This window comes from Amycolatopsis ultiminotia, from assembly GCF_039536925.1.
Classification (GTDB): Bacteria; Actinomycetota; Actinomycetes; order Mycobacteriales; family Pseudonocardiaceae; genus Amycolatopsis; species Amycolatopsis ultiminotia.
Genome location: NZ_BAAAZN010000012.1, coordinates 159,867 through 186,242 on the forward strand (window position 1 = coordinate 159,867; position 26,376 = coordinate 186,242).

General features: G+C 71.2%; 25 protein-coding genes and 1 pseudogene. 8 read left to right on the forward strand and 18 right to left on the reverse strand.

Translation table 11 applies throughout. From position 1 onward, the window contains the following. Positions 1–206: 206 nt before the first annotated feature. From ABD793_RS26225 to ABD793_RS26240, 3 genes and pseudogenes are all read right to left on the reverse strand, one after another. Positions 207–1,595, reverse strand: a complete 1,389-nt coding sequence (locus tag ABD793_RS26225; protein ID WP_344864566.1) for an amino acid permease — start codon at positions 1,593–1,595, stop codon at positions 207–209. 305 nt (positions 1,596–1,900) lie between these two features. Next, a pseudogene (locus tag ABD793_RS26230) lies at positions 1,901–2,436 on the reverse strand (pyridoxal-phosphate dependent enzyme); the annotation flags it as partial. 105 nt (positions 2,437–2,541) lie between these two features. After that, positions 2,542–2,832, reverse strand: coding sequence for a hypothetical protein (locus ABD793_RS26240; RefSeq protein WP_344864568.1), 291 nt, complete (start codon positions 2,830–2,832; stop codon positions 2,542–2,544). 137 nt (positions 2,833–2,969) lie between these two features. Here ABD793_RS26240 and ABD793_RS26245 point away from each other — a divergent pair, with 137 nt between their 5' ends. From ABD793_RS26245 to ABD793_RS26265, 5 genes are all read left to right on the forward strand, one after another. Next, positions 2,970–5,018: an MDR family MFS transporter gene (locus ABD793_RS26245; protein WP_344864570.1), complete on the forward strand. Its 2,049-nt coding sequence runs from the start codon at positions 2,970–2,972 to the stop codon at positions 5,016–5,018. Between the two features lie 220 nt (positions 5,019–5,238). Beyond that, positions 5,239–6,810 (forward strand): glycosyltransferase family protein, encoded by a 1,572-nt coding sequence (locus ABD793_RS26250; protein ID WP_344864572.1) that lies wholly within the window; start codon positions 5,239–5,241, stop codon positions 6,808–6,810. Between the two features lie 39 nt (positions 6,811–6,849). Next, positions 6,850–7,791 carry a non-homologous end-joining DNA ligase gene (gene ligD, locus ABD793_RS26255; protein WP_344864574.1) on the forward strand — a complete coding sequence of 314 codons (942 nt, stop codon included), beginning with the start codon at positions 6,850–6,852 and terminating at the stop codon, positions 7,789–7,791. Positions 7,792–7,855: 64 nt separating this feature from the next. Beyond that, entirely contained in the window at positions 7,856–8,209 is a 354-nt protein-coding gene (locus tag ABD793_RS26260; RefSeq protein ID WP_344864576.1) for a hypothetical protein, read from the forward strand. Between the two features lie 38 nt (positions 8,210–8,247). Further along, on the forward strand, positions 8,248–9,024 hold the full coding sequence (locus ABD793_RS26265; protein ID WP_344864578.1) for an SDR family oxidoreductase: 777 nt from the start codon (positions 8,248–8,250) through the stop codon (positions 9,022–9,024). 54 nt (positions 9,025–9,078) lie between these two features. On the opposite strand, the gene ABD793_RS26270 is transcribed toward ABD793_RS26265, so the two are convergent. The 12 genes from ABD793_RS26270 to ABD793_RS26325 form a co-directional block, all read right to left on the reverse strand. Continuing rightward, complete coding sequence (locus tag ABD793_RS26270; RefSeq protein ID WP_344864580.1) at positions 9,079–9,282, reverse strand: DUF6186 family protein; 204 nt, start codon at positions 9,280–9,282, stop codon at positions 9,079–9,081. Continuing rightward, a complete protein-coding gene (locus tag ABD793_RS26275) occupies positions 9,279–9,881 on the reverse strand; it encodes a hypothetical protein (protein ID WP_344864582.1) in 603 nt (200 codons plus the stop codon). Before ABD793_RS26275 ends, ABD793_RS26270 begins: the two co-directional genes overlap by 4 nt. A gap of 302 nt (positions 9,882–10,183) precedes the next feature. After that, complete coding sequence (locus tag ABD793_RS26280; protein WP_344864584.1) at positions 10,184–11,098, reverse strand: cobalamin-binding protein; 915 nt, start codon at positions 11,096–11,098, stop codon at positions 10,184–10,186. A gap of 36 nt (positions 11,099–11,134) precedes the next feature. Then, on the reverse strand, positions 11,135–12,226 hold the full coding sequence (locus ABD793_RS26285) for a serine hydrolase domain-containing protein (protein ID WP_344864586.1): 1,092 nt from the start codon (positions 12,224–12,226) through the stop codon (positions 11,135–11,137). After that, positions 12,223–13,791, reverse strand: coding sequence for a nickel ABC transporter ATP-binding protein NikE (gene nikE / locus ABD793_RS26290; protein ID WP_344864588.1), 1,569 nt, complete (start codon positions 13,789–13,791; stop codon positions 12,223–12,225). Before nikE ends, ABD793_RS26285 begins: the two co-directional genes overlap by 4 nt. Next, positions 13,788–14,684: an ABC transporter permease gene (locus ABD793_RS26295; RefSeq protein ID WP_344864589.1), complete on the reverse strand. Its 897-nt coding sequence runs from the start codon at positions 14,682–14,684 to the stop codon at positions 13,788–13,790. The genes nikE and ABD793_RS26295 overlap by 4 nt, the downstream gene beginning before the upstream one ends. Further along, a complete protein-coding gene (locus ABD793_RS26300) occupies positions 14,681–15,637 on the reverse strand; it encodes an ABC transporter permease (protein ID WP_344864591.1) in 957 nt (318 codons plus the stop codon). Before ABD793_RS26300 ends, ABD793_RS26295 begins: the two co-directional genes overlap by 4 nt. Further along, a complete protein-coding gene (locus ABD793_RS26305; protein ID WP_344864593.1) occupies positions 15,634–17,235 on the reverse strand; it encodes an ABC transporter substrate-binding protein in 1,602 nt (533 codons plus the stop codon). The genes ABD793_RS26300 and ABD793_RS26305 overlap by 4 nt, the downstream gene beginning before the upstream one ends. A gap of 43 nt (positions 17,236–17,278) precedes the next feature. Beyond that, on the reverse strand, positions 17,279–17,704 hold the full coding sequence (locus ABD793_RS26310) for a thioesterase family protein (protein WP_344864595.1): 426 nt from the start codon (positions 17,702–17,704) through the stop codon (positions 17,279–17,281). Next, the gene (locus ABD793_RS26315) at positions 17,697–18,641 is read right to left on the reverse strand and encodes a 3-hydroxyacyl-CoA dehydrogenase NAD-binding domain-containing protein (RefSeq protein WP_344864597.1); all 945 of its coding nucleotides are present in this window, start codon (positions 18,639–18,641) and stop codon (positions 17,697–17,699) included. The genes ABD793_RS26310 and ABD793_RS26315 overlap by 8 nt, the downstream gene beginning before the upstream one ends. After that, positions 18,634–19,527 carry a beta-keto acid cleavage family enzyme gene (locus ABD793_RS26320; protein WP_344864599.1) on the reverse strand — a complete coding sequence of 298 codons (894 nt, stop codon included), beginning with the start codon at positions 19,525–19,527 and terminating at the stop codon, positions 18,634–18,636. The genes ABD793_RS26315 and ABD793_RS26320 overlap by 8 nt, the downstream gene beginning before the upstream one ends. Next, positions 19,527–20,387, reverse strand: coding sequence for a TetR/AcrR family transcriptional regulator (locus ABD793_RS26325; protein WP_344864601.1), 861 nt, complete (start codon positions 20,385–20,387; stop codon positions 19,527–19,529). The genes ABD793_RS26320 and ABD793_RS26325 overlap by 1 nt, the downstream gene beginning before the upstream one ends. 194 nt (positions 20,388–20,581) lie before the next feature. Between ABD793_RS26325 and ABD793_RS26330 the strand changes: the two genes are divergently transcribed. Further along, on the forward strand, positions 20,582–21,904 hold the full coding sequence (locus ABD793_RS26330) for a M20/M25/M40 family metallo-hydrolase (protein WP_344864603.1): 1,323 nt from the start codon (positions 20,582–20,584) through the stop codon (positions 21,902–21,904). Next, on the forward strand, positions 21,904–22,797 hold the full coding sequence (locus ABD793_RS26335) for an alpha/beta fold hydrolase (protein ID WP_344864605.1): 894 nt from the start codon (positions 21,904–21,906) through the stop codon (positions 22,795–22,797). Before ABD793_RS26330 ends, ABD793_RS26335 begins: the two co-directional genes overlap by 1 nt. A 251-nt stretch (positions 22,798–23,048) precedes the next feature. Here the strand turns inward: ABD793_RS26335 and ABD793_RS26340 are convergent, their stop codons facing one another. From ABD793_RS26340 to ABD793_RS26350, 3 genes are all read right to left on the reverse strand, one after another. Further along, positions 23,049–23,273: a DUF5703 family protein gene (locus ABD793_RS26340; RefSeq protein ID WP_344864607.1), complete on the reverse strand. Its 225-nt coding sequence runs from the start codon at positions 23,271–23,273 to the stop codon at positions 23,049–23,051. Next, the gene (locus ABD793_RS26345) at positions 23,270–24,286 is read right to left on the reverse strand and encodes a YncE family protein (RefSeq protein WP_344864836.1); all 1,017 of its coding nucleotides are present in this window, start codon (positions 24,284–24,286) and stop codon (positions 23,270–23,272) included. The genes ABD793_RS26340 and ABD793_RS26345 overlap by 4 nt, the downstream gene beginning before the upstream one ends. A 98-nt stretch (positions 24,287–24,384) precedes the next feature. Continuing rightward, positions 24,385–25,353 (reverse strand): aldo/keto reductase, encoded by a 969-nt coding sequence (locus ABD793_RS26350; RefSeq protein ID WP_344864609.1) that lies wholly within the window; start codon positions 25,351–25,353, stop codon positions 24,385–24,387. 162 nt (positions 25,354–25,515) lie between these two features. Here ABD793_RS26350 and ABD793_RS26355 point away from each other — a divergent pair, with 162 nt between their 5' ends. Next, the gene (locus tag ABD793_RS26355; protein WP_344864611.1) at positions 25,516–26,358 is read left to right on the forward strand and encodes an undecaprenyl-diphosphate phosphatase; all 843 of its coding nucleotides are present in this window, start codon (positions 25,516–25,518) and stop codon (positions 26,356–26,358) included. Positions 26,359–26,376 lie beyond the last annotated feature (18 nt).

Consider the following 26,376-nt stretch of genomic DNA (forward strand, 5'->3'; position numbering starts at 1 on the left):
CCCAGATGTCTCCGTGGTGATGGACCGATCCGGAGACTGATCATCACGGAGTAGCAGACGCTGGCCGTTCCCGTCGACGACCACGCAGTAAGGAAGGCGCACACGTGGTTCGGGACCTCGCGAAGGTCAAACAGCGGACGGCGGAGCCGGCGGGACAAACGGATCGGCGGCCGACCCCGGAACGAAGGGCCGGCCGCCGAAGGGGGTCAGAGGCCGGTGTTTGCCCGGCGGCGGGAGACCAGCCACCAGCCGCCCGCGAGGACGACGACGATGACCGGGATCGAGTAGAAGGCGATCTTCTCGGCACCGTCGGAGAAGCCCATCAGGACGATGACCAGCACGAGGAACCCGAGTGTTGCCCAGTTGGTGTAAGGCGCACCGGGCATTCGGTAGCTCGGCCGTTCGAGTTCACCGCGCAAGGCGGCCTGGCGCAACCGCAGTTGCGAGAACACCAGCGTGGCCCAGGTGGCGACCACGCCGAGGGACGCGATGGCGGTGGCGATGTCGAAGGCTTCCTTCGGCACGATGTAGTTCAGCACCACGCCGAGCACGTAGGCGACCGAGGTGAACATGATGCCGCCGTAGGGCACGTGCCTGCTGTTCATCTTGCCGACGAACTTCGGCGCCTCGCCCTGTTCGGCGAGCGCGCGCAGGATGCGGCCGGTGGAGTACAGGCCCGAGTTGCACGACGAGAGTGCCGCGGTGAGCACGACCGCGTTCATCACATCGCCGATGCCGCCGATGCCCAGCCTCGAGAACACCGTGACGAACGGGCTCTCGTCGCCGTTGTAGAACGGCCACGGCAGCAGCATTGCCAGCAGCAGCACCGAACCGACGTAGAATACGCCGATCCGCCACACCACACCGTTGATCGCCTTCGGCAGCACCTTGCGGGCGTTCTTCGTCTCGCCGGCCGCGATACCGACGACCTCGATCGCGGAGTAGGCGAAGACGACCGCCTGCAGCGTCATCAGTGCGATGCCGACACCGGCGGGGAAGAACCCGCCGTGGCTGGTCAGGTTCTGCACGCCGGCGTTCGTGCCGCCGATGTCGGCGCTGGTGAGCACGAGCCCGACCGCGGTCACCAGGAACACGACGATCGCGAGCACCTTGACCACGGAGAACCAGAATTCGAGCTCGCCGAAGAGCTTGACGCTGACCAGGTTGACCCCCATCAGCACGCCGAGCGCGACGAGCGCGGTGATCCACTGCGGGACGTCGGGCAGCCACTTGTGCACGTAGATCGCGACCGCGGTGATCTCCGCGATGCCGGTCATCGCCCAGTTGAGCCAGTACATCCAGCCGGAGACGAACCCGGCCCACGGTCCGATGAACTTCCGTGCGTAGGTCACGAAGCTGCCGGAGCTGGGCTGGTGCAGGACCAGTTCGCCGAGCGCCCGCATCACGAAGTACGCGGCGATGCCGCACAGCGCGTACGAGAGCACGAGCGACGGGCCGGCCGTGTGGAGCTTTCCTCCTGCGCCGAGGAACAGCCCGACTCCGATCGCCCCGCCGATCGCGATCATCTGCACCTGGCGATTGCCCAGTGCTTTGGTGTAGTTGTCACCCTTCTCGGTGACGACTGTGGAATCCATGGTTGCGAGACGTTAGCGGGCACGGGTGGAGTGACCAAGCACACCTAGCAAGACTTAAGGTGTGCGTCAGATCACGGAGAGAAAACCGGACGAAGAGTGCATTCCGGCTTGACATCAAGATCGCCTGATCGGAGCAGTCGGCTACGCCGGTGGCAGGTACCTTCAGGAAGGCCGCGATGGCCGGACGGGAAGGGCGGTCCGAGCGTCGTGCGATGATCGTCACGCTGGCGACATGCCGGGCGAAACGCCGGCTCTCCGCTGCGTCTTCCCGGTGTTCCGCGGCCGCGCCGGTGGCGGTCGGCCGGTCAGGGGCAGAGCAGCGTGCTGATCGTGGTGGCCGCCTTGAGGTCCGAGCCGGTGAGCACGACGACAGTGCGTTCGCCGGGGGCGATCACGCCGCTGGTGCGCAAGACGTCGACGGCGGCGGCCGCGGTGGCGCTCGTCGGCTCGGCGTACCGGCCGATTCGGGCGAGGTCCCGGATGGCGCGGGCGATCTCGTGCTCCTCGATCGGCACCGTGGCCCCGGCGGAGCGGCGGACAGTACCTCGGGCAGCCGCACCGGCTGGCGGATCGCGGTGCCCTCGGCGATGGTCGGCGCGAATTCCGCCGGTACGCCCCGGAACGCGGCGTCGATCAGGCCGCAGTTGGCCGGTTGGGCGACGAGCAGTCGCGGCCGCCGGGTGATCGCACCGGATGCCAGCAGTTCGCCGAAGCCGAGATCGCAGCCGAGCACGATGCTGCCTGCACCGGCGACCGTGACGACGTTGTCCGAAGCAGTGAAGCCGAGGTCCTCCCACAGCTCGTACGTGAGGGTCTTGGTGCCCTGCAGGAAGAACGGATGCCAGTTGTGGCTGGCGTAGGTGGTTTCCGCAGACCGGTGAAGGGCTTCCGCCGCAGTGTCGTCCCGAGTGCCGACACGAGATCGACGGTGGCTCCGTACGCGCGGCTATGGAGGATCTTCGCGGGCGAAGTCGACTCCGGTGCCAGGATCGTCGCTTTGATGCCGGCTGCGGCGGCGTACGCGGAAACGGACGAACCGCCGTTCGTCCAGTGATACCGGACGAAGATCCCCTGGCAGTGCGGCACGGTAACGCCACAGCGAACGCGCACCGTTCTCGACGTCGCCGCGGGTGATGCCGGGCAGCGGTGCGACGGTGAGCGGCGCCCCGTCGTCGCCCCGCCAGCGCAGCGGGGCGGCCGGGTAGCGCCGGCCGGAACGTTCGTCGGAGTACTCCACGATCGGGGCGTTTCGTCCGGCTCGCAGGCCCGGTCAACGCGCGTCGCATCACCGGAACGAGTGGCTATCTACTGTGGACGGACGTGGCTACCGTGGACGGGCCGGGGCCGGCCCGGTGCGTGCGGGAGGAGGGGCCGATGACGGCCACGGCAGAGGTCGCCAGGGACGAACCGGCACCCGAACGGACCGCGCTGCCGAGACGGCAGATCAACGCGGTGTTCGCCGCCGTGCTGCTGGGCATACTGCTGGCCGCGCTGGACCAGACGATCGTCGGCACCGCGCTGCCCACCATCGTCGGCGACCTCGGCGGCGCCGGGCACCTGTCCTGGGTGGTGACCGCGTACCTGCTGGCCGAGACGATCATGACGGTGGTCATCGGCAAGCTGGGCGACCTGTTCGGCCGGAAGCTGATGTTCCAGCTGTCCGTGGTGGTCTTCGGCGTCGGCTCGTTCTTCTGCGGGTTCGCCGACAGCATGGTGTGGCTGATCGTCTGGCGGGCGGTGCAGGGCCTCGGCGGCGGCGGGCTGATGGTCACCTCCACCGCACTGATCGCGGACGTCGTGCCGCTGCGCGAACGCGGCAAGTACCAGGGCGCGCTCGGTTCCGTGTTCGGCGTGGTCACCGTCGCCGGGCCGATGCTCGGCGGACTGTTCGTGGACCACCTGTCCTGGCGGTGGGCGTTCTACGTGAACATCCCGCTCGTCGTGCTGGTGCTGATCGTCGCCGCGGCCGCGATGCCGCGGGTGCGGACCATGGCGAAACCGGTCATCGACTACCTGGGAATCCTGCTGATCGGCCTGGCCGCGACCGGGCTCACCCTCGTCACGAGCTGGGGCGGGACCACGTATCCGTGGGGTTCGCCGACGATCATCGGGATGGCCGCCGGCTCGATCGTGCTGCTCGCCGCGTTCGTGTTCGCGGAGCTGCGGGCGAAGGAGCCGATGCTGCCGATGCGGCTGTTCCGGAACCCGGTGTTCACGGTCAGCGGCATCATGAGTTTCGTGGTCGGGTTCGCGATGCTCGGCGCACTGTCCTACCTGCCGACCTACATGCAGTACGTGCAGGGCACCTCGGCGACCACGTCCGGGGTCCGGCTGCTGCCGATGGTGATCGCGCTGCTGTTCGCCTCGATCCTGTCCGGCAACCTGGTCAGCCGCACCGGCCGGTACAAGATCTTCCCGCTGGTCGGCACGGCGCTGATGACGGTCGGGCTGTACCTGCTGTCCCGGCTCGGTCCGCACACCGGGTTCTGGGAGGCGTCGGGCTACATGGCGGTGCTCGGCCTCGGCATCGGGCTCAGCATGCAGGTGCTGGTCATCGCGGTGCAGAACACCGCCGACTACCGCGATCTCGGCGTGGCGACCTCCGGGGCCACCTTCCTGCGCTCGATCGGCAGCTCGTTCGGCGCGGCCATTTTCGGCACGATCTATGCCAACCAGCTCGCCCCGAACCTCGCCGGTGCGGTTGCCGGGCACCCGCTGCCCGCCGGGGTCGACCCGCACGTGATCCAGGTGCCGGGCGCGCTGCACCAGCTGCCGGAGCAGGTCTCCGCGCCGGTGATCGAGGCCTACAGCGCGTCGCTGCACGTGGTGTTCCTGTACGCCGCGCCGGTGGGGCTGCTGGCGTTCGTGCTCGCGCTGTTCCTCAAAGAGGTCCCGTTGCGCGACACCTCCCGTGCGGCCGCGCCGGACCTCGGCGACGGGTTCGCCATGCCGGAAGCCCGTGAACACGACCGGGAACTCGAACGCGCCATCGCGACGCTGTTCTTCCGCGAGCGGCGCAAGGCCGCCCCGGCGATCGCGGCCCGCGCAGGTTCGGAACTCGATCACGGCGGCCTGTGGTGCCTGGTCCAGGTGCACCTGCGGGAACGGACCGGCAGGCCGGCCACGCTCACCGCGATCGGCGCGCACTACGGCGTGCCGCCGCAGGTGTTCGAGCCGGCGTTCGCGCGGCTGGAACTCACCGGGCACCTGGCCTACCGGCACGGCCGGTTCGCGCTCACCGGCAGTGGCCGGGAGGAATGCGTCAAGCTGGTGCACGCGTGGCGGGACTGGATCGCCGAGCGGCTCGGCGACTGGGGCGGCGCGGACCGGAGCGAGCTGGACGCCGCGATGATCCGGGTGGCCCGGCGGATCCTGGACGAGAGCGAGGAATCCGCCCGATCCGGACGGCACGCCCTGGTCTGACCGCGAGAAATCGGTCCGCACCGTACCGGTGCCGCGGGCCGGCCCGGCGTTCCGGCGGGGCGCTGGTGCGACTCGCCGCACGGAGAGACGCGGGACAGGTGGGCCCGAGCTGCGTGCAGCGGCCGGCGTCGTGCGCTGCGCGTGGTCGAAACCCGCCCGGTTATGACCGGGCGTTAACATCGACGGAACGCGAACCCTCTACTGTCTCGGGATCATGTCGGTGGATGAATCAGTGGTCGCGATCCCGGACGACGCGGACCGTCGCGCCGGGACCGGGACCGGTCTTGCCCAGCAGTCACCCTCCGTGCGCGCCGGATGGCTGCCGTGGGCAGCGGCCCTGCTCGGCCTGCTGTCGTTCCTGCTCGTGCGCGGCAGCCTCACCGACGACGGCTACATCACCCTCGCCTACGCGAAGAACCTCGCCCTGCACGGCGAGTGGGCGCTGGCCCCGGGCAACATCGCGAACTCCGCGACGTCACCGCTCGACGTGCTGCTGCTCGGCCTGCTCACGTTCGTGACGCGGATCAGCGGTGCGGCCCACCCGGTGCTCGCGCTCGGCGCGCTCACCGTGCTCAGCAGCGGTGCACTCGGCTGGGCGTGGCTGCGGCTGACCCGCCGGTTCCGGCTCGCGCCGTGGGCCGCGCTGCTGGGCGTGCTGCTCGTGGTGGCCAACCCGTTCCTGCTGTCGGCCACCGGGCTCGAGGTGCTGCTCGTACCCGCGATCCTGCTGTGGCTCGTGGTCTTCGCGGTGGAAGGACGGCCGGTGTGGTTCGGCGTCGCGGCCGCGCTGACCGTGCTGACCCGGCTGGACCTGATCGTGTTCGTCCTGGTCATCACGTTCGCCACGGCGGCGATCCGCCGGCACTTCTGGCGGGCGTTCGGCACCGCGGTGGCGGTGGCCGCGCCGTGGTTCCTGGTCAGCTGGTTCGCGCTCGGCTCGTTCATCCCGGACACGCTGGTGATCAAGCAGAACCAGGAAGGGCTCTTCGGCACCTGGGGCTACTTCACCGGGCCGATGATGTACTTCATGTTCCAGCCGGTCACGGTGATCGTCACGTTCGTCTCCGCACTCGTCGGCGTGGTGTTCCTGGTGGCGTGGCTCGGCGTCCGCTTCGCGCGCCGGTGGGAGGGCTTCCCGCCGCTCGCGCCGGTGGTCGGGCTCGGTGCGGGCGGCGTGCTGTACTACGTCGTGTACTCGACGCTCGGTGTCGGTCCCTACCACTGGTACTACGTGACGCCGGTGGTCAGCACCGCGATGTTCGCCGTGCTGATGGCCGCGGTGTGGCTCGCCGAGTCGGGGCAGCGGCCGGTGTTGCGCCGGCGCGCGCCGCTGGTCGCGCTCGGCCTGGCCACAGTGGTCGCGGCCGGGAACGTGGCGGTGGACGTCGCGCAGGGCGTGCCCTGGCCGTCGCCGGTCGTCTTCGGCAACTGGGCGAGCTCGACCGACTACGCGAGGGTGGGCCGGGAGCTCGGCGCCCGGTTGCAGGGCAAGTCCGTGGCGGGCCCAGGGGAGATCGGCACGCTCGCCTACTACTGCGACTGCCAGATTCTCGACGTGTTCTCCGACCGCAGCCAGGTCGCGCCGATCGTGCAGCGGCGGATCGCCGGGGCGTCCGCGGCCGAGGCACTCGCGCTGCGGGTGAACTACCAGTGGTTCGACCGGACCCAGCCGAAGCGGCGGGTGGACTACCGGCTGCTCTACGGCAAGGGGCCGGCGTCCGGACCGGACTCGTGGACGGTGACCTCGGCGGCCAAGGGCGTCGGGCACTTCACCCTGGCGCCGGAGGGCTGAGCACCGCGCGCCGTGCGGTTTGCGGCTACCGTCACTCGCATGGCGAAGGACGCGGCGGTCGAACTGGAGGTCGGGGGCCGGACGGTGCGCGTCTCGAATCCGGACCGGGTGTACTTCCCCGTCCGTGGCGAGACGAAGCTGGATCTCGTCCGCTACTACCTCTCGGTCGGTGACGGGATCGTGCGGGCGCTGCGGGAGCGGCCGTGCATGCTGCACCGGTTCCCGTCCGGCGTGGCGGGGGAGAAGGTGCACCAGAAGCGGGTGCCGAACGGTGCACCGCCGTGGCTGGAGACGGTGCGGGTGCACTTTCCGCGCTACCACCGTTACGCCGACGAGCTGTGCGTCACCGAACCGGCGCACGTCGCGTGGGCGGTCCAGATGTCCACTGTGGAATTTCATCCGTGGAACTCGCGCCGGGCGGACACCGAGCGGCCGGACGAATGGCGGATCGACCTCGACCCGATGCCGGACTGTCCGTTCTCGACCGTGCGCAGGGTGGCGCACCTGGCGCACGAGGTGCTCGACGAGCTGGGCGTCCGCGGCTGGCCCAAGACCTCGGGCGGCAGCGGGCTGCACATCTACGTGCGGATCGAACCGCGGTGGGGGTTCGCCGACGTGCGCCGTGCGGCACTCGCCTTCGCCCGCGAGGTGGAGCGGCGCGCCCCGGACGAGGTGACGACCACGTGGTGGCGCAAGGACCGGGACCCGGCGAAGCTGTTCGTGGACTACAACCAGAACGCCAGGGACCACACCATTGCGAGCGCGTACTCGGTGCGTGGGGTGCCGGAGGGCACCGTGTCCACCCCGATCCGCTGGGACGAGATCGACGACGTCGAGCCACGGGAGTGCACCATCGCGACGGTGCCCGCGCGGTTCGCCGAACTCGGCGACCTGCACGCCGGCATCGACGACATCGCCTACTCGCTGGAGCCGCTGCTGGAATGGGCCGATCGCGACGGCCTGGAAGACGAGAAGAGCTGAACCGGCGTCATGACCGGGCCGTGTGCGCGTCTCCCCGGCGACTCTGCGACAGGAGGAACCAGGAGTGAACGGCGAGCCCGGTGCTGATCCGCTGGCGGTGCTCTACCGGCTGCACCACCAGTTGCGGGTGCTGTCGCCGGTGTTGACCGTCGCGCCGGATTCGCCGGAGGCGGCCTCGATGCTCGCCGGCCTCGCCGAGACCACGGATCGCGCGGCCGGGTTGCTCGCCACCGCGGAGCCGGCCACGCTGGCGGCGTTGCGGCAGGCATTCGCGCACGCGCGGGCGGGCCGCTCCGACGAGACGACCTCGGAGCTGATCACCGCGCACGGCCGGCTGTCCGTGCTGCTGCGGCGGGACCTTCCGCGCCGCGGCGCGGCGGCGAACGAGCCGACCGTCCGCTGGTACCCGTCTCGGTGACCCGCGTGCCAGGATGGCGCTGAAGACGGGAGGACGACGTGCCGGAACGGATTCTGGTGACCGGCGGGACCGGTCAGCTCGGGCGGGTGGTGGTGCAACGGCTGGTGGCGGCCGGGGAACAGGTGCGGGCGCTGAGCCGCCGTCCACGGTCCGGCGCGGGTGCGCAGTGGACGGTCGGGGACCTGCGCAGCGGCCGCGGCCTTGACGTGGCGGTCGCCGGCGTCGACGTGATCGTGCACTGCGCCACGGATTTCCGGCACGAGGTCGAGGTGCTGCGGCAGCTCGTCGAGGCCGCGCGCTGGGGCGGGCAGGCACCGCACGTGATCTACGTTTCGATCGCCGGGGTGGACCGGGTACCGCTCGGGTACTACCGGGCGAAGCTCGAAGCCGAGCAGGTGCTGGCCGGTTCGGGGCTGCCGTGCACCATCCTGCGGGCCACCCAGTTCCACGCACTCGTGCGGGCGGGGCTGGCCGCGGTGGCGCGGTTGCCGGTGGTGCCGGTGCCACGCTGGCGGTTCCAGCCGGTGGACGTGCGGGACGTGGCAGCGCGGCTGGCCGAGCTGGCGGTGGGCGAACCGCAAGGACGGGTGGCCGATCTCGGCGGACCGGAAGTGCATTCGGCGGCGGATCTCGTGCGGGCGGTGCTCGCGGCGTCCGGACGGACGAAACGGGTGGTCCCGGTCTGGCTGCCCGGCCGGACCTACCGCGCGTACGCCGACGGCGGCAACCTCGCGGTCGAGCACGCGGACGGCGTGATCACGTTCGAGCAGTACCTGGCCGAACGAGGCGACGCGGGAGCGCTGCGGTACCGCTGAACCGGTGCCGGCCGGGTGCGCAGTCGAGGACGGCGCGGCCGCGGGCATCCCGGATCAGCTCTGCACGAAGAAGTGCCAGCCGACCCACCACCAGGCGAGCACGAGCGCGATCCGGGTGGACCGCTTGCGCATCAGCACCGACAGCACCCGGGGCAGCGGTGGCACCTTCCGCGGGGCCAGGTGGCTGGCCACCCACAGGGCCACCGCGGAGAACACGATCACGCCGAACCCGATTTCGGTGATCAGCCGGCTGCTCACGCCGACCTCCTCGCCGCCGCGGCCGCACGCAGCATCGCCAGCCCCGCGGCCATCCAGACGGCGAGTGCGAGCGCCTGGACCACGCGGTTGCCGAGCATCGGGTCGACCAGGTCGCTCATCGTCGGATGGGTCATCGACAGCCCGCCGGCCGCCTGCTCGTAGATGAACGCGACCAGTTCCCAGACACACCACGCGAGGGCGAGCGCGACCCACACCCACCCGCGGGCCGGGCCGCGCCGGGCCGGCGGCAGGGAAGGCTCACGCCATTCCACGGCCAGTGCGCCGATCCCGATCGCGGACACGGTGAGCAGCATCGGCACGGTCTGCCTGCCGAACACGAGCGCGACCAGGACGACCACGGCGATGAGCGGCAGCGCGGGCAGCCGGGCGGGTGCGCCGAGCGGATCGTCCGGCGCGTGCCCGTGCCGTTCGGTGACCAGCAGCAGCACGGCCGCGGCGAAGAAGATCACCGCGTCCGCCGGGGCGCCGCGGATGCCGTGCGCGAATGCGGCGATCACCAGCCCGGCCACCGGCAGATCGACGGCGAGCCGGCCGCGCGAGTATCCCGCGGGGTGGCCTTCGGAACTGCTCACAGCCATGTGCGACGTGCCCCTTCGCGTCTTGGTCCTGCTTGAGCCAACACGGAAGTGCGCACTCCGCTTCCCTGATCGGGTGTGATGTGGTCTGGGGTTGCGCTCCACGGAATCGTGATCTACGGGACTGGACGGCACCGGTATTCCGCACTGTCCGGCGCGGGTTGGCACTGGTTCCGGGCACCGGCGCGGCTGCCGAGTGCGGCGCCCGGCGTCGGTCGCGGCCGGTCGCTCGGCGAGTACTTCCCTGCGCCGGCGGATTGCTGTCTCGCGCAGTTACCCGTGCGGACAGCAACCGGCGAGCGGCGCTACCTCGGCAGCTGTCGTGCCTCGTCCGGGGTGACGGGCGGGTCGGCCGGGACGTCGTGCAGTACCGCGGCCAGGATTTCCGCTCCGCGGACGACGCGGGGGCCGGGCCGGTTGAAGTAGGCAGGTCCGTCGAGGACCCAGACCCGCCCGGCACGCACGGCCGGCAGGTCCGCCCAGCCGGGCAGGCCGGTGAGCAGGTCCAGTTCGGTGGCGGTGCGGTCCGGGCTGAAGCCGCACGGCAGGACCAGCAGTACGTCCGGACGGGCGGCCCGCACCGCGTCCCACGGCATCGGTTCGGTGTGTTCGCCCGGTGCGGCCAGCAGGGCAGTGCCGCCGGCGGTGGTGATCTGTTCCGGTACCCAGTGCCCGGCAGGCCACAGCGGATCGAGCCATTCCAGCGCCACCACCCGCGGCCGGGCCCGGCCGGCCACCCGGGCCCGGACATCGGCGAGCCGTTCGCGCAGCCCGGCAACGCGTTCGGCCGCGGCCTCCGGCACGCCGAGCGCGTCGCCGACGGTCGTGACGCAGCTCAGGACCTCGGCGAGGGTCCGTGGTTCGAGGCTGAGCACGCGGGGCCCGGTGTCCATCATCCGCACCGCGTCCGCGATCCGCGTGTAGGACACCGCGCAGACCTCGCAGAGATCCTGGGTCAGTACGAGGTCCGGGGCGAGCCCGGCCAGCTGTGCCACGTCGACCGAGTACAGCGAAGACCCGCGATGCGCCGATCCGCCGACCGCGTCGGAGATCTCCCGGCTGGACCGGACGTCCGGGTCGATCTGCGCGGCCGTCACCACCGGGACCGAGCCGACCTCGGCCGGCCAGTCGCATTCGTGGGTGCGCCCCACGAGATCCTCCAGCCGCCCGAGCGTGGCGACGAGGTCGGTGGCGGCGGGCAGCAATGACACGATCCGCATGCCTGCACGGTAGGCCGGTTTCGGCGAGACCGGCGGTCAGAGGGTTTCGTGCAGTGCCGCCAGCAGGCTGCTCGCCCGGGTGTCGACGTCCTCCGCCTGGAGTTCGTTCGTGGTGAAGGAGAACGACACCCCGTGCTCCGGCCACGCGCCGTGCCGTCCGCCGCCGGCACCGGAATGGCCGAAGGCGACCTCGGCCGGGCCGTACGTGCCGATCGGGTCGGCGAGCTCGAACCCGAGGCCGAAGCGCAGCGGACGGTCGTTGACCGCGTCGACGCCCTCGGACCAGGTGCGGGTCGCCCTGGCGAGTACGTCGGGCGGGACCAGCTCGCCGGACAGCAGCAGGTCGTACAGCCGTGCCATCGCGGTCGCGGTCCCGACCGCGCTGCCGGCAGCCAGCGCCGCGCCGCGGTACTCGGCCGAGTTCATCGTGTCGGTGGAATCCAGCAGTCCGCGGTACATCCGCTCGACCACCCGGCGCCGTTGCGGGTCCTGGAGGAACGTGCTGATCCGGTACCCGGGAGCGCGCCGCAGTGTCGCGACCGGCACCGTCGGCGGGGTGCCGAGACGCAGGTCGAGGTTGTGCGGCTCGGCGAGCAGCGTGCGCACCAGCGAACCGAGGTCGTCCCCGGTGCCGCGCCGGATCAGCTCGGTGAGCAGGTAGCCGTAAGTGAGTGCGTGGTAGGCGACCCGCGTGCCTGGTGCCCACAGTGGACTTTGCCGGGCCAGTGCCGCCGCGTTGGCCGCGTTGTCCAGCATCGGCAGATCCGTTTCCACGTAGGGAAGTCCCACCGTGTGGGCGAGGATCTGGGACACCGGTACGTCGGCCTTGCCCGCTGCCGCGAATTCCGGCCAGTACCGGGCGACCGGTCGATCCGGATCGAGGAGACCCCGTGCGGTCAGCACCGCGGCCACGGTCGCCACGATTCCCTTGGTACCGCTGAACAACACGACCCGGGTGTCGCCGGTCCACGGCACCTGCGGTGCGGCCCGGCCACCGTGTAACGCCACGATCGGTGCACCGCGCCGGAACACGCTGAACGCAGCCCCGCCGGTGGACCCGTCGACGACCTCGGCGAACGTTTCCCGCACGGCCTCGAATCCGGGCCGCACTCCACCGTGGACGGTCACAGCCGCGGCGTGGTGTCGAGGAGCTCGCGGGTGTAGCTGTGCGAGGGCGCGCTGAGCACGGTTTCGACCGGTCCTTCCTCCACGATCTCCCCGCCGCGCAGCACCGCGATCCGGTCGGCGACCTCCGGCGCAAGCGCGATGTTGTGGGTCACGAACACCATGGCCATGCCGAGTTCCCGGCGCAGTTCGCCGAGCAGGTCCACGATCGCGGCCTGCACCGACACGTCCAGCGCCGAGGTCACCTCGTCGCACACCAGTACGTCCGGCGTGGTCACGAGGGCGCGGGCGATCGCCGCCCGCTGCCGTTCACCGCCGCTGAGCTGGTCGGGCAGCCGGTCGGCGAGGTCGCTGCGCAGCCGCACCCGGTCGAGCATCTCCGCGACCCGCTCGCGCCGCTGCGTCCGTGACAGGGCGGTGAGACGGACCAGCGGGACTTCGATGGACTGCGCGATCGTCTTACGCGGGTTGAGCGACGAGAACGGGCTTTGGAACACGTACTGGATGCGCCGCCGTTCGTCGGTGCTGCGCTGGCGGGTGGCCGACGCGAGCGGCGTGCCCTCCAGTGCGACGGTGCCGGTGAAGTTCCGGTTCAGGCCCGCGATGCACTGGGACAGCGTGGTTTTCCCGGAGCCGGATTCGCCGAGCAGCAGTACGCATTCGCCACGCGTGAGGGCGAGGTCGACGCCGCGCAGCACCTTCTGCCGTCCGTACGCCACGTGGATACCGCGGGCGGCCAGCACCGCGTCGTCCGGCGGCGGCGCGGGGGCCGGTCGGGCGGAGAGATCCGGCACGGCGGCGAGGAGCCGCTTCGTGTAGGCGTGCTCCGGAGTGCGCAGTACCCGGTCCGCCGGACCGCATTCGACCAGGTCTCCCTGGTACATCACGGCCACCCGGTCGGCGAGCTGAGCCACCACGGCGAGGTCGTGCGTGATGTACAGCGCCGCGACGCCGTGTTCGGCGGTGAGCGTGCGGACCGTTTCCAGCACCAGCGCCTGGGTCATCACGTCCAGGCCGGTCGTCGGCTCGTCGAGCACGACCACACTCGGACGGCAGGCGAACGCCATCGCGATCCCGACCCGCTGCTGCTGGCCGCCGGAGAGCTGATGCGGGTAGCGGCGCCGGTACCGTTCGTCGGCGGGCAGACCGACCTCGGCCAGCACCTCGGCCACCCGGTCCTCGACCGAACCCGGATAACCGTGCGTGCGCAGGACCTCGGCGATCTGCAGCCCGATCCGCAACGCCGGGTTCAGCGACAACGCCGGATCCTGCGGAATGTAGGAAACCGCACTGCCGCGCAGCCTGCGCTGTGCGGCAGTGCCGAGCGAGAGCAGGTCCACCGGCTCGCCCGTACGCGGCCGCAGTGTCACCGTGCCGCCTGCGCACACCAGGCCACGCCGGAAGTGGCCGAGGGCGGCCAGCCCGGCGGTGGTCTTGCCGGAGCCGGATTCCCCGACGAGTGCGAGCACCTCCCCGGCCGCGATGGCGTACGAGACGTCACGCAGGACTGCCCGGCCCGCCGTGGTGTGCACGGCCAGCCCGGTCACCTCGAGCACGGGATCGGTCACGACCGCACCTTCCTGGTCCGCCCGGCCGCGGCCGAGGCGAGTGAATCGGCGACGAGGTTCGTGCCGACGGCGAGCAGCGCGATCGCGACGACCGGCAGCAGCACGCCCCACGGCTGCACCACGAGCGCGATCCGGTTCTCGTTGATCATCAGGCCCCAGTCGGCCGCGGGCGGCTGGATACCGAGCCCGAGGAAGGACAGCGAGGCCAGGTAGCCGATGGAATAGGTCAGCCGCAGGCCGACCTCCACCATCAGCGGGCCGGTGATGTTCGGCAGGATCTCCCGCAGGAGGATCTGCGAGCGCGGCACCGCGTACATCTCCGCGGCGCGGATGTAGTCCTGACCGCGCACCGCCACCGTCGCCTGGCGCGCCACCCGCGCGGTCCGCGGTGCGTGCGTCAGCCCGATCACCAGCACGAGCAGCCAGCCCTGCGGCCCGATCACCGCGATCGCGAGCAGCGCGATCACCAGCTGCGGGAAGGAAAGCAGCACATCGTTGCCGCGCATCAGGACGGCATCGAGCCAGCCGCCCCGGTAGCCGGCGATCATGCCGATCGCGGCACCCAGCACCAGACCGAGCGCGGTGGCGAGCACTGCATACAGCAGCAGCGTGCTGCCTCCGGCGAGGAACCGGGTGAGCACGTCGCGGCCGAGGCCGTCGGTGCCGGTGAGACCGTCCGGTTTGAACGGTTTCCCGGCGAAATCGGTGGTGCTGTGCCCGGTCAGCACCGGGCCGAGCCACGGGCCCAGCACCGCGACCAGTACCACGATCGCGGTCAGCGCCGTGCCGACCTTGGCCTGCGGGAACGCCCAGGCGGTGCGGATCAGCCCGGCCGCGCGGGGTGTGGCCGCCGCGGCGGCGGGGACAGTCGCTTCTTCTTCCACCGCGGTCATCGCAGCGCCTCCGTCCGCACCCGGGGATCGGCGAGGATGCCGATCACGTCGGCCAGCAGGTTCACCACGATGTACACCGCGGCGATGAGCAGCGTCACGGCCTGCACGACCGCGACGTCGCGTTTCCCGACCGCGTCGATCAGCGCCTGTCCGATCCCGGGGTAGCGGAACAGGAACTCGACCACGACCACGCCGCCTGCCAGCCAGGCCAGCTGCAGCGCGACCACCTGTGCGACCGGGCCGACCGCGTGCGGCAGCGCGTGCCGCACCAGCACCGTCCGTTCCCGGATTCCCTTGAGCCGCGCCATTTCCACGTAACCGGAGTCGAGCACCTCGTTCATCGTGGCGCGCATCATCCGCGTGATGTACGGCGTGACGACCAGGACCAGGGTGGCGACCGGCAGCACGAGCTGACCGGGCTGCCGCCACACCGGTTCCCCCGGCGGGCTGAGCGTGACCGAGGGCAGCGCCTTGAACACCGTCGTCGCGAACAGCACGATCAGCGCCACGCCGATCACGAACTCCGGCAACGCCGCGATCACCAGGCTGATCCCGGACACCGCCTGGTCGGTGGCGCGGCCGCGGCGCATCGCGCTCCACGTGCCGAGCGCAAGCCCCAGCGGGGTCGCGATCACCGCGGCGAGCACCAGCAGCACGAGCGAAGCGCTCACCCGGTCGGCCAGCAGCGCGGTGACCGGGCCCTGGGTGGAGGTGGAGGTGCCGAGGTCGCCGGTGAACAGGCCGCCGAGCCAGGTCAGGTAGCGCTGCCAGACCGGCTCGTCGAGGTGCAGCTGGTGCTGCAGCGCGGCGATCCGCTCCGGCGTCGCCTGCTGGCCCAGGATGGCGCGCGCCGGATCACCCGGCAGCAGCAGTGTCGCCACGTAGACCAGCAACGTGACCAGCCACAGCACCACGAGGCTGACCAGGAGCCGCTTCACGATCAGCCGCGTCATGCCGCACCTCCCTGCGCCGTGCCGAGCCACGCCTGGCGGAACTGGTAGCCCGACAGCGAAACGCCGGTCCGGTTGGGCACCAGTCCGGCCACGTACGCCTGATAGGCGTCGACCTGGTCGACGAAGCCCCACACGATCAGTCCGCCGCGGTCGTACTCGATCTGCTGGGCCCGGCGCAGCAGCTCCGCACGGGCCGCCGGGTCGACGGTGGCGCTCGCCCGGGTGACCAGATCGGTGAACTCCGGGTCGTTCCAGTGCGTTTCGTTGTACGGCGCCTTCGGCAGCGAGCCGGACGCGACCTGCGGGAGGTAGTTGCGGGTGTACCAGAAGTCCTGGGCGAAATCCCAGGACAGGTAGTTCTCGCCGTAGAACGTGGTGGTGTCGATCTTGCGGATCCGCACCGTCACCCCGGCCGCCTTGGCCTGCTGCTGGAACACCTGCGCGGCTTCGACCGCGCCTGCCTGGATCGGCGCAGTGACCAGTTCGACCTCCAGGTCCGGTTTCCCGGCCGCCGCGAGCAGCCGCCGCGCCTCGTCGAGGTTCTGCCTGCGCTGCGGCAGCTGTCCGGCGTAGGCCGGGTCGAACGGCGCGTACAGGTCGTTGCCGACCCGGCCCTGCCCGCTGAGCACCTGATTGATCATCTGCTCGCGGTCCACCACCAGCCGCAGCGCCTGCCGGACCCGCACGTCGTCGAACGGCGGCCGGTCCACCCGCATGGTGAACGGGAGCCAGGTACCGGTCTCCGAGGTGAGCACGCGGATGCGCGGATCGCTGCGGAGCACGTCGATCAACGCCACCGGCACCTGGTCGATCGCGTCCACCTGGGACGAGAGCAGCGCGTTGATCCGCGCGTCGTCGTCGGCGAAGTCGATCAGCACCAGCCGGTCCAGGTAGGGCTGGCCGGGCCGCCAGTAGTGTTCGTGGCGCTCGAAGGTGCTCTGCAGTCCGGCGGTGAACGCGCCCGCCTTGAACGGCCCGGTGCCGATCGGCCGTTTCAGGTCGAAGTCGGCGGGCACGATGCCGAGGTTGTACTGGCCCAGCAGATCGTCGAAGCCGGCGTTCGGCTCGGTGAGCCGGAATTCCACGCTCGCCTCGCCGGTCGCGACCACGTCGCCGAGCATGGTCAGCCCGGCGGCACCGCTTTTCGGGTCGTCCGGGTCGGTGATCCGCCGGAAGGTCGCGACCACGTCCGCGGGGGTGACCGGCCGTCCGTCGTGGAAGCGCACGCCGCGGCGGAGCACCGCGGTCCAGGTGCGCGCGTCCGGCGATGCGGTCAGCGATTCGGCCACGAGCATTTCCAGCCGGTACTCGTGGTCCCGCATGAGCAGCGGTTCGTAGAGGTTGATCACCCGGGCGATGTCCGGGTTCGTGGCGGGAATGTGCGGGTCGAGCGTGTCCGACGCGCCACCGCCGGTGACGCCGACGCGCAGGGTGCCCCCGCGCCGTGGTGGTCCGGTGGGTGCCGCGGCGGCGACCGTGGAGCCGCACGCGCTGAGCAACGGCACGGCGCCGAGGGTGGCGGCGCCCAGTGCGGTGGCGCCGCCGAGCGTCAGGAACCGGCGCCGGGAAAGGGAATTCGGTTTACATCGCGCTTCCATGGGTGACTTCCGGTGGGAGGGTTTCGGGAGGGATCAGCAGGAATCAGGCAATAGCCCGCCCGGCGTACTCGGGGGCGGGGGACAGGTGCGTGGCGAGCCGGTCGGCGATGGCGCCGGGCAGCGGGCTGGTCCGGCCCGCGCGCACGTGCAGGCAGAGCAGCTCCTCGGTGGCCACCAGCTCACCGCCGACCCGCATCTCGTGGCACAGCCGGACCTTCTTCGCACCGACGGAAAGCACTGCGGTGGTGACCGCCAGCTCGGCGTCCGGGCCCACCTCGCGCAGATACCGGACGTGCGCCTCCACTGTGTACAGTGACGCGTCGTTCTGCTCCCGGTAGCCGGGATCGATGCCGACGAGGTCCATCAGCCCGGTGGTCGCGTCGCCGAAGACGAGCACGTAGTACGGCTCGGACAGGTGGCCGTTGTAGTCGATCCATTCAGGACGGACCCGGGTACGGTATTCAGCCACGGCGGGCCTCGTCGACCGCCCGCTGGACGGCGATGATCGCCCGGTCCCGTTCGGCCACGAGATCCGCGATCGTGCGTTCGCCCGCCTCCTCGTCGCAGCCCTCGACCACGGCGTCGCGCAGCTGGGTGGTGAGCTCCGGGGCGTCCAGCCGGGTCCACGGCGACTTCAACGAAGGTCCGAAATGGTCGAGCATGTGCGCCATGCCGCCTTCGCCGCCGGCGAGGTGGAAGGTGAGCATCGGACCCTGCACCGGCCAGCGCAGTCCCGGGCCGTCGGTGATCGCGGTGTCGATCTGCTCGACGGTGGCCTCACCGTTCGCGACCATGTGCAGCGCCTCGCGCCACAGCGCCTCCTGGAGCCGGTTCGCCACGAAACCGGGCACCTCGCGCTCCATCGTCAGCACGGTCTTGCCGACGTGGCGGTAGAACTCGCCGGCCCGCTCGACCGCCCACGGCGCGGTGAGCTTCCCGCCCACGACCTCGACCAGCGGGATCAGGTACGGCGGGTTGAACGGATGCCCGACGACCAGCCGCTCCGGGGTCTTCGCCGCCACCTGCATCTCGGTCATGCCGTAACCGGAGGTGGACGAGGCGATCACGACCCCGTCCGGGGTCACCGCGTCGATGTCGGCGAGCAGTTTCTGCTTCAGCGAAAGGTCTTCCGGCGCGCTCTCCTGGACGAATCCGGCACCGTCGACCGCCTCGGCCAGCGTGCCGGTGACGGTGAGCCGGGCACGGCTCGCGCCTTCGGCGAGCCCGAGGCCGGTGAGCGCCGGCCAGGCGGCGTCGACGAGCCGGGTGAGCTTCGCGGCCGCGTCCGGCGCCGGATCCCACGCCCGGACGTCGAATCCGCGGGCCAGGAAGTGCGCTACCCAGCCGCCACCGATCACCCCGGCGCCGACGCACGCGACCGTGTGCACAGCGGAGGTTTCAGGCATCGACCCGCTCCTTCAGCCCGAGGATCTCCCGCGCCCGAGCCGGGCTCGCGACGGTGCCGCCGAGGTCCTGCACGATCTCCACCGCCCGTTCCACGAGCTGGCCGTTGCTCGCCTTGACCCCGCGGGCCAGGTAGAGGTTGTCCTCCAGCCCGACCCGCACGTGCCCGCCGAGCAGCGCCGACTGCGCGACCCACGGCATCTGGTCGCGGCCGATCGAGAACGACGCCCACTGCGCGCCCGCGGGCAGCAGCTGCACCATGGCCTGGAGCAATCCGGGATCGGCGGGTGCGCCGTACGGGATGCCCATGCACAGCTGGAACAGCGGCGGTGCGTCGATCAGGCCCTCCTCGACCATCTTGCTCGCGAACCACAGCTGCCCGGTGTCGAAGATCTCCAGCTCCGGTTTGACGCCCAGCTCCTGGATCCGGCGGGCACCGGCGCGCAGCATGTCCGGAGTGGACACGTAGAGCTGGCTGCCTTCGCCGAAGTTGAGCGAACCGCAGTCGAGCGTGCAGATGTCCGGCAGCAGTTCTTCGACGTGCGGCAGCCGGTCGAGTGCGTTGACCAGATCGGTGCCGTCGATCGGCTTGAGCGGGTCCTCCTCGTCGAGTACCAGGTCCCCGCCCATTCCGGCGGTCAGGTTGACCACGACGTCCACCCCGGACTCCTTGACCAGCCGCACCGCCTCCCGGTACAGCGCGACCTCGCGCGAGGGTGCGCCGGTCTCCGGTTCGCGCACGTGGATGTGCACCACGGCGGCGCCCGCATTGGCCGCCTCGACGGCACTCGCGGCGATCTGGGCAGGGGAGACCGGTACGTGCGGGCTCCGGCCGACGGTGTCACCCGCACCGGTGAGTGCGCAGGTGACGATGACCTCGTGGTTCATCAGGCTCCTTTGACGATCGAGCGTTCGATGAAGTCGTGCAGGTGGGCGCGCATGGTGGCCACCGTGCTGCCGGGACGGCCGGTCAGCACCTGGATGCCGAGGCCGTCGATCAGCGCGGTGAGCTGCCCGGTGGCGGCCTCCGGATCGGCCACCCGGAACACGCCCTGTTCCTGGCCGGTGCGGATGGTCATCCGGATGGTCTGGTGCCAGCGGTCGTAGGAATCGGTGTAGAGCGAGCGCAGCGCCGGATCCAGCGCGACCTCGTTCCACACCTGCAGCCAGACCGACCATTCGGCACGCAGCAGACCGGCCGCGGGCAGTTGCAGTTCGACCAGCTTGAGCAGCCGGTCGTGCGCGCCCGGCACCGCGTGCAGCTCGGCGACCTGCCGGTCGAAGGCGAGCTTCACGTTGCGCCGCAACGCTTCGTTGAGGACCTCGGTCTTGCTGGGGAAGTGGTAGTGGATGGCCGCGGTGCTGGTGCCGCACGCCTTCGCGATGTCGGAGATCCGGACGCGGTGGTAGCCGCGTTCGGCGATGAGCTCCCAGGCGGTCTCCAGGATCCGCCGCCGGGATTCGGACTGCGTGTGGTGCGCGGGATCGCTCTCCGGCCGGGCGGCGGGCGCGGGCACCGCGGTCACGGTGCTCGCGTCGTCGCTGCCGTTGAGCAGCCAGTTGACCGTGACGCCGGAGTACTCGGCGACGCGGACCAGTTCGTGCGGCGAGAACCGGCGGGTGCCGTTCAGCGCCTTGGACAGCTTCGTCTCGTCGAGCCCGATGGCGGCGGCGAACTCCCGCTGTGCCCCGGGCAGCGACCGGATCAGCGCGCGGACCCTGGTCCGGAGCTGATCCGTCTCGTCCATGCCGGGAGACGCTAACGCCGGGTTGCGATAATCGCAATACATTCGTCTCGATTCGCCGCGCGAACAGCGGATTTCTCGCGTTCCTAACGAATTGCGATGGTGTGCTGACTGACTGATCAGTCGGCGCACGGTAAGGCGGCCTCCCACCGGCCGGGACGGGCGCGTCCGGCGCCCGCGGATGATAGGAAGGGCCGGTGACCGAACCGAACCTGATCGACGCCGCCGCGGACGAGTCCGTCACGCTCACCAGCGAACTCATCCGCATCGACACCACCAACACCGGTGACCCGGCGACTCTCGCCGGCGAGCGGGCCGCGGCCGAGTACGTCGCGGAGAAGCTCACCGACGCCGGCTACGAGATCACCTACGTCGAGTCCGGCGGGAAGGACCGGCACAACGTCGTCGTCCGGCTGCCGGGTGCGGATCCCTCGCGTGGTGCCCTGCTGATCCACGGCCACCTCGATGTGGTCCCCGCCGATCCGGCGGAGTGGTCGGTGCACCCGTTCTCCGGCGCGGTGCAGGACGGCTACGTATGGGGCCGTGGCGCGGTCGACATGAAGGACATGGACGGCATGATGCTGGCACTGGCCCGGCATTACAAGATCAACGGCATCGTGCCGCCGCGGGATCTGGTGTTCGCGTTCGTCGCCGACGAGGAGGCCGGCGGCAAGTTCGGCGCGCAGTGGCTGGTCGAGCACCGCCCGGAACTGTTCGAAGGCGTCACCGAGGCGATCAGCGAGGTGGGCGGATTCTCCATCACGCTGAAGGACAACGTGCGCGCGTACGTGATCGAGACGGCGGAGAAGGGCATCCGCTGGATGAAGCTGCGCGTGCGCGGCACCGCGGGGCACGGCTCGATGATCCACCGGGACAACGCGGTCACGAAGCTGTCCGAAGCGGTCGCGAAGCTCGGCAACCACCGGTTCCCGCTGGTGCTCACCGATTCCGTGCGCGAGTTCCTCGCCGGTGTCACCGAGATCACCGGATGGGACTTCCCGGAGGACGACCTCGAGGGCGCGGTCGCGAAGCTGGGCAACATCTCCCGGATGATCGGCGCGACGCTGCGCGACACGGCGAATCCGACGATGCTCACTGCGGGCTACAAATCGAACGTGATCCCGTCGTTCGCCGAGGCCGCGGTGGACTGCCGCATCCTGCCCGGCCGGATCGACGCGTTCGACCGGGAGCTGGACGAGCTGCTCGGCCCGGACATCGAGAAGGAGTGGATGGAGCTGCCGCCGGTCGAGACGACCTTCGACGGCGCACTCGTGGACGCGATGACCGCCGCGGTGCTGGCCGAGGACCCCGGCGCGCGGACGCTGCCCTACATGCTCTCCGGTGGTACCGACGCGAAGTCCTTCCAGCAGCTGGGCATCCGCAACTTCGGCTTCGCGCCGCTGAAGCTGCCTGCCGAGCTGGACTTCTCCGGGCTGTTCCACGGGGTCGACGAGCGGGTGCCGGTGGAGGCGCTGAAGTTCGGAACCCGGGTGCTGGACCGGTTCCTGCGCTCGTCCTGATGGCCCCGTTCCGGCTTGCCGACGGCACGTCCCTGCACCTCGAGCGCCGGGGCGACGCGGCGGCGGAGGTGACCGTGGTCCTGCTCCACGGGTACGCCCTCGACCAGCGCAGCTGGGGCCGGATCGCACCGGTGCTGGTGGACGTGCTCGAGGCCCCGCTGCAGGTGCTGAGCTACGACCACCGGGGGCACGGGCAGTCGGGCCGCGCCACGCGGTCCACCGCGACCATGGCCCGGCTCGGCGACGACCTCGCGGAGGTGCTGGAACGCGCAGTGCCGCGCGGCAGGGTGGTGCTCGTCGGGCACGATATGGGCGGACTGGCGGTGATGGCGCTGACGCAGCGGCACGCCGAGCTGTTCGCCACCCGCGTCGCCGGGATCGTCCTGCTCGCCACGTCGTCGGGCCGGCTCGCCACCGAGGCATCCGCGGCCTGGCCGAACGCGCTCGGGAAGCTCGCACAGGACCTGGAGATGGTGCTGGGCGCGAAACTCTACGGGCTGGTGCGTGAGCACACGAGCCGTGCGGTGAGCGCGGGCCTGCGCTGGTGGCTCTTCGGCGACGATCCGGAGCCGGACCTGGTCGAGCTGACCGTGCGGATGATCCGGGGCAACTGGCCGCACACCGTGGCGCAGTTCCGCCCGGCGCTGGACGCCTACGCGCGGGACGCGGCACTGGCGCTCGCCGGGGACCTGCCGGTGACCGCGATCGTGGGGGAGCGGGACCGGATCGTCGCGCCGAACGACGTGGAACAGCTGGTCCGAGGGCTGCCGAGGGGTAGCGCGGTGGTGCTGCCGGGCGTCGGGCACGTGGTCCCGCTCGAGGCGGCCGCGCAGGTGGTGCCCCGGATAGCCGCGGTGGTGCACGAGGCCTACCGCGCACCCCCGCAACCGTGACGAGAACCCAGCCGACGAAGCGGTGCCCCGGCCCAGGACGGAGGCGCGAAGCGTGGCCGGCGGGCTCGAGGCGCGCGGCGGCGGATCGGCCCGGCGGGCGAGACTCACGGGGGCTCAGGGCCGGCGCAGGGCGGCGGATCGGATCGGCTCGCGGCGGTCGGCCGGGGCCGGTCGGCCGTGCACACGCTTGACCGGCCGGGCTTGCGGCCACCGACCGGCGTCAGGTCACCGGAGTGCGGCGGTGGGTCGGCTCAGGTGGCCAGTCCGGACACGTGATCGGCTGCGGTGCGCTTGCGCCGCAGCCACACCCGGCGCGTGCCGTCCGCGTAGAGCCGGACCGTGCGCAGTTCCCAGCCGGCGAACTCCGCGTGGATCGAGAGCTGGATCATCGCCGCGCGCCGCGACACTGCCGGGGGCAGGCGCAGGTGGCGGTACACCCAATCGCCTTCGACCACCGCCTCGTCGGTCGTCGTCATGGCTGGATCACCTGGGTCCCTTCTCCGGCGGCCGAGCCCACGATCACGCGGCCGCTCTGCTCGTCCACGCCCACCGAATCCGGCTGGCGCACGGTCGGGAATCGGTACTTCTCCACGGGCTCGCCGCCGCGGACGTCGAACCCGACCACCTCGTTGCGCCCGGTGAGGGTGACCCACGCCAGATTGCGCCGGTGGTCGTAGGCGAGGCCGTACGGCCCGCCGGGCACCGGGTACCGCTGCCGCAGGATCAACGGCCCGGTGGAAAACGCGAGCAACGCACCCGCGCGTGCGTCGGTGACCAGTACCCGGCCGAACGAGTCCGCGACCGCGTTGGCCGCGCCGTCGCCCGCGCGCAGCCCCTCGTCCATCGTCCCGGCCTGCACGTCGACGCTGAACACCGCGGTGCGGAGCCGGTCGAGGACGACCGCGCCGGAATCGGTCTTGACCACGCCGTCCGCGCTGTAGAGCTGGCCGGTGATGGTCTTGGTGACCTTCCCGCCTGCCAGCACCTCGACCGCCTTGCGGTCGCGGACCGCGACGAGGGTGTTGGCGCCGTCGGGCACGCCTTCGGCGGGCTGCCCGGCCACGGGTTCCGCCTTCGCCTGGCCGCCGGGCAGCGAAATCCGGGTGAGCACGCCCTTGCCCGGGACGCTGGCGATGGCCTCGCCGCCGGATGCGGTGAGTGACTCGGCCGGGCCGGGCAGCGCCACGGTGGCCTTCGGCGAGCCGAGCGCGCCGAGGTCGTAGACGCGCACGGACGGCGGCTGGCCGAGCGCGACGACGAGCGTGTGGCTCTGCGCGTCGGTGGCTATCGCGGAGACCCCGGGCATGGCGATCACCTGGCCGGCCGGCGGCGCGGTGCGAGCGGGGGAGGCGGCCGGTTTCGCGGCCACCGGATTCGCCACCACCTGCAGCGAGTCGGAACTGTCCTGACCGGTGGCCGAGCAGGCGGACAGCACGAGAGCACCGGCCAGCGGGATCGCGATCCGCGCCACGGAGGTGAGCCGACGCACCTGGGGGCCTCCGACGTTGTTCCGGTGGGTGGTCACTCCCAGCATCCCCCACGATCCCCGAGCCGTCACGTCCCTGTCACTCACCCGACACCGGCGGCTCATCGCGTGCCCCGCTCCGGGTAGCCGAACTCGATCCCGCTGACGTCGTCGAGTGCGCTGCGGATGGCAGGCGGGAGGGTCAGCGCCTCGGCCGCGAGCGAGCCGGTCAGCTGGCCGGTGTCCCGGGCGCCGACCACCGGTGCGATCACCCCCGGCCGGTCCCGGACCCAGGCCAGCGCGACGGCCAGCGGTGACGTGCCGAGGCCCTCGGCCGCGGTGACGACTGCCTGCACGATCCGCGCCGCGCGTTCGGTGCGGTGGTATTCGACGTAGCCGGCGTACTCGGCGGAGGCGCCGCGCGAGTCGGCCGGGGTGCCGGTGCGGTACTTGCCGGTGAGCACGCCGCGGCCGAGCGGCGCCCACGGCAGGATGCCGACACCGTGGTGCGCGGCCGCGGGCACGACCTCGCGTTCGATGCCGCGCTCGAGCAGCGAGTACTCGAACTGCCCGGAGACGACGCCGGCCGCGGGTGCGGACAGCGCGGCCGCGGTCGCCAGCTGCCATCCGGCGTAGTTGGAGACCCCGACGTAGCGGACCTTGCCGCTGGTGACCGCGTAGTCGAGTGCGGAGAGCGTCTCTTCGACGGGCACTCCGGCGTCCCATGCGTGCAGCTGCCACAGATCGAGGTGGTCGGTGCCGAGCCGGCGCAGCGAGCCCTCCAGCGCGGACAGCAGCGCGCCGCGCGACGCCCCGCCGCCGAACGGGCCGTCCGTGCGGCGGGCCACGGTCTTGGTTGCCAGCACCACGTCCTCGCGGGGCACGAGGTCGGCGAGCAGCGCGCCGAGCATCCGTTCCGCCTCGCCCTCGGCGTAGATGTCCCCGGTGTCCACCAGCGTGCCGCCGGCGTCGACGAACGCGACGAGCTGACTGGCCGCCTCGTCCGGATCGGTGTCGCCACCCCACGTCATGGTGCCGAGTGCCATGCGCGAGACCCGCAGTCCCGAGCGGCCGAGTTGTCGCTGTTCCACGACCGGCGAGCCTAGTGGGCGGCCGCGTCCTGCCCCGCTCAAGGTGACCTCGTGTCGGGTGCGGACCCGGACGGGGGACGGCGGGATGCAGTCGCTAGGTTCTCGGATCGTGCGCATCGGACTGGAGGCGGGCCCGCGGGCCCGCCGGGCGGGAGCGGCTTGATGGGGTGGTTCGAGTCCCTGGTGCTGGGACTGGTGCAGGGACTGACGGAGTTCCTGCCCATCTCCTCGAGTGCGCACCTGCGGATCGTGGCCGCGCTGGCGGGCTGGGACGATCCGGGTGCGGCGTTCACCGCGGTCACCCAGATCGGCACCGAGCTGGCGGTGATCCTGTATTTCGGGAAGAAGATCGGGCGGATCCTGCGGGCCTGGTTCTTCTCGCTGACCCGGCCGCAGTGGCGCGGTGATCCGGACGCCCGGCTCGGCTGGCTGATCATCGTCGGCTCGATCCCGATCGTGGTGCTCGGCCTGCTGCTGCAGGACCAGATCGACGCCACCTTCCGCGATCTGCGGATCACCGCGGCCACGCTGATCGTGTTCGGCGTGATCCTGCTGATCGCCGACCGGATCGGCAAGCAGCAGCGCACGCTCGACCACCTGACCGTGCCGCACGGCCTTGGCTTCGGGTTCGCCCAGGCGCTCGCGCTGATCCCCGGCGTCTCCCGTTCGGGCGGCACGACCAGCGCCGGGCTGCTGCTGGGCTACACCCGTGCCGAAGCCGCCGAGTACTCGTTCCTGCTGGCGCTGCCCGCGGTGTTCGGATCCGGCCTGTACAAGCTCACCGACATCGGGAAGAACGGCGAGACCGCGCAGTGGGGGCCGACCGTACTGGCCACGCTCGTCGCGTTCGGCGTCGGTTACCTGGTGATCGCCTGGCTGATGGCCTACATCAAGCGGCGCAGCTTCGTGCCGTTCGTGATCTACCGGGTGCTGCTCGGCGTGCTGCTGTTCGGCCTGGTCTTCGGCGGGGTGCTGGACCCGAACGCGGGACCGGTGGGGAGCTGACGCCGTCCTCACCGGATA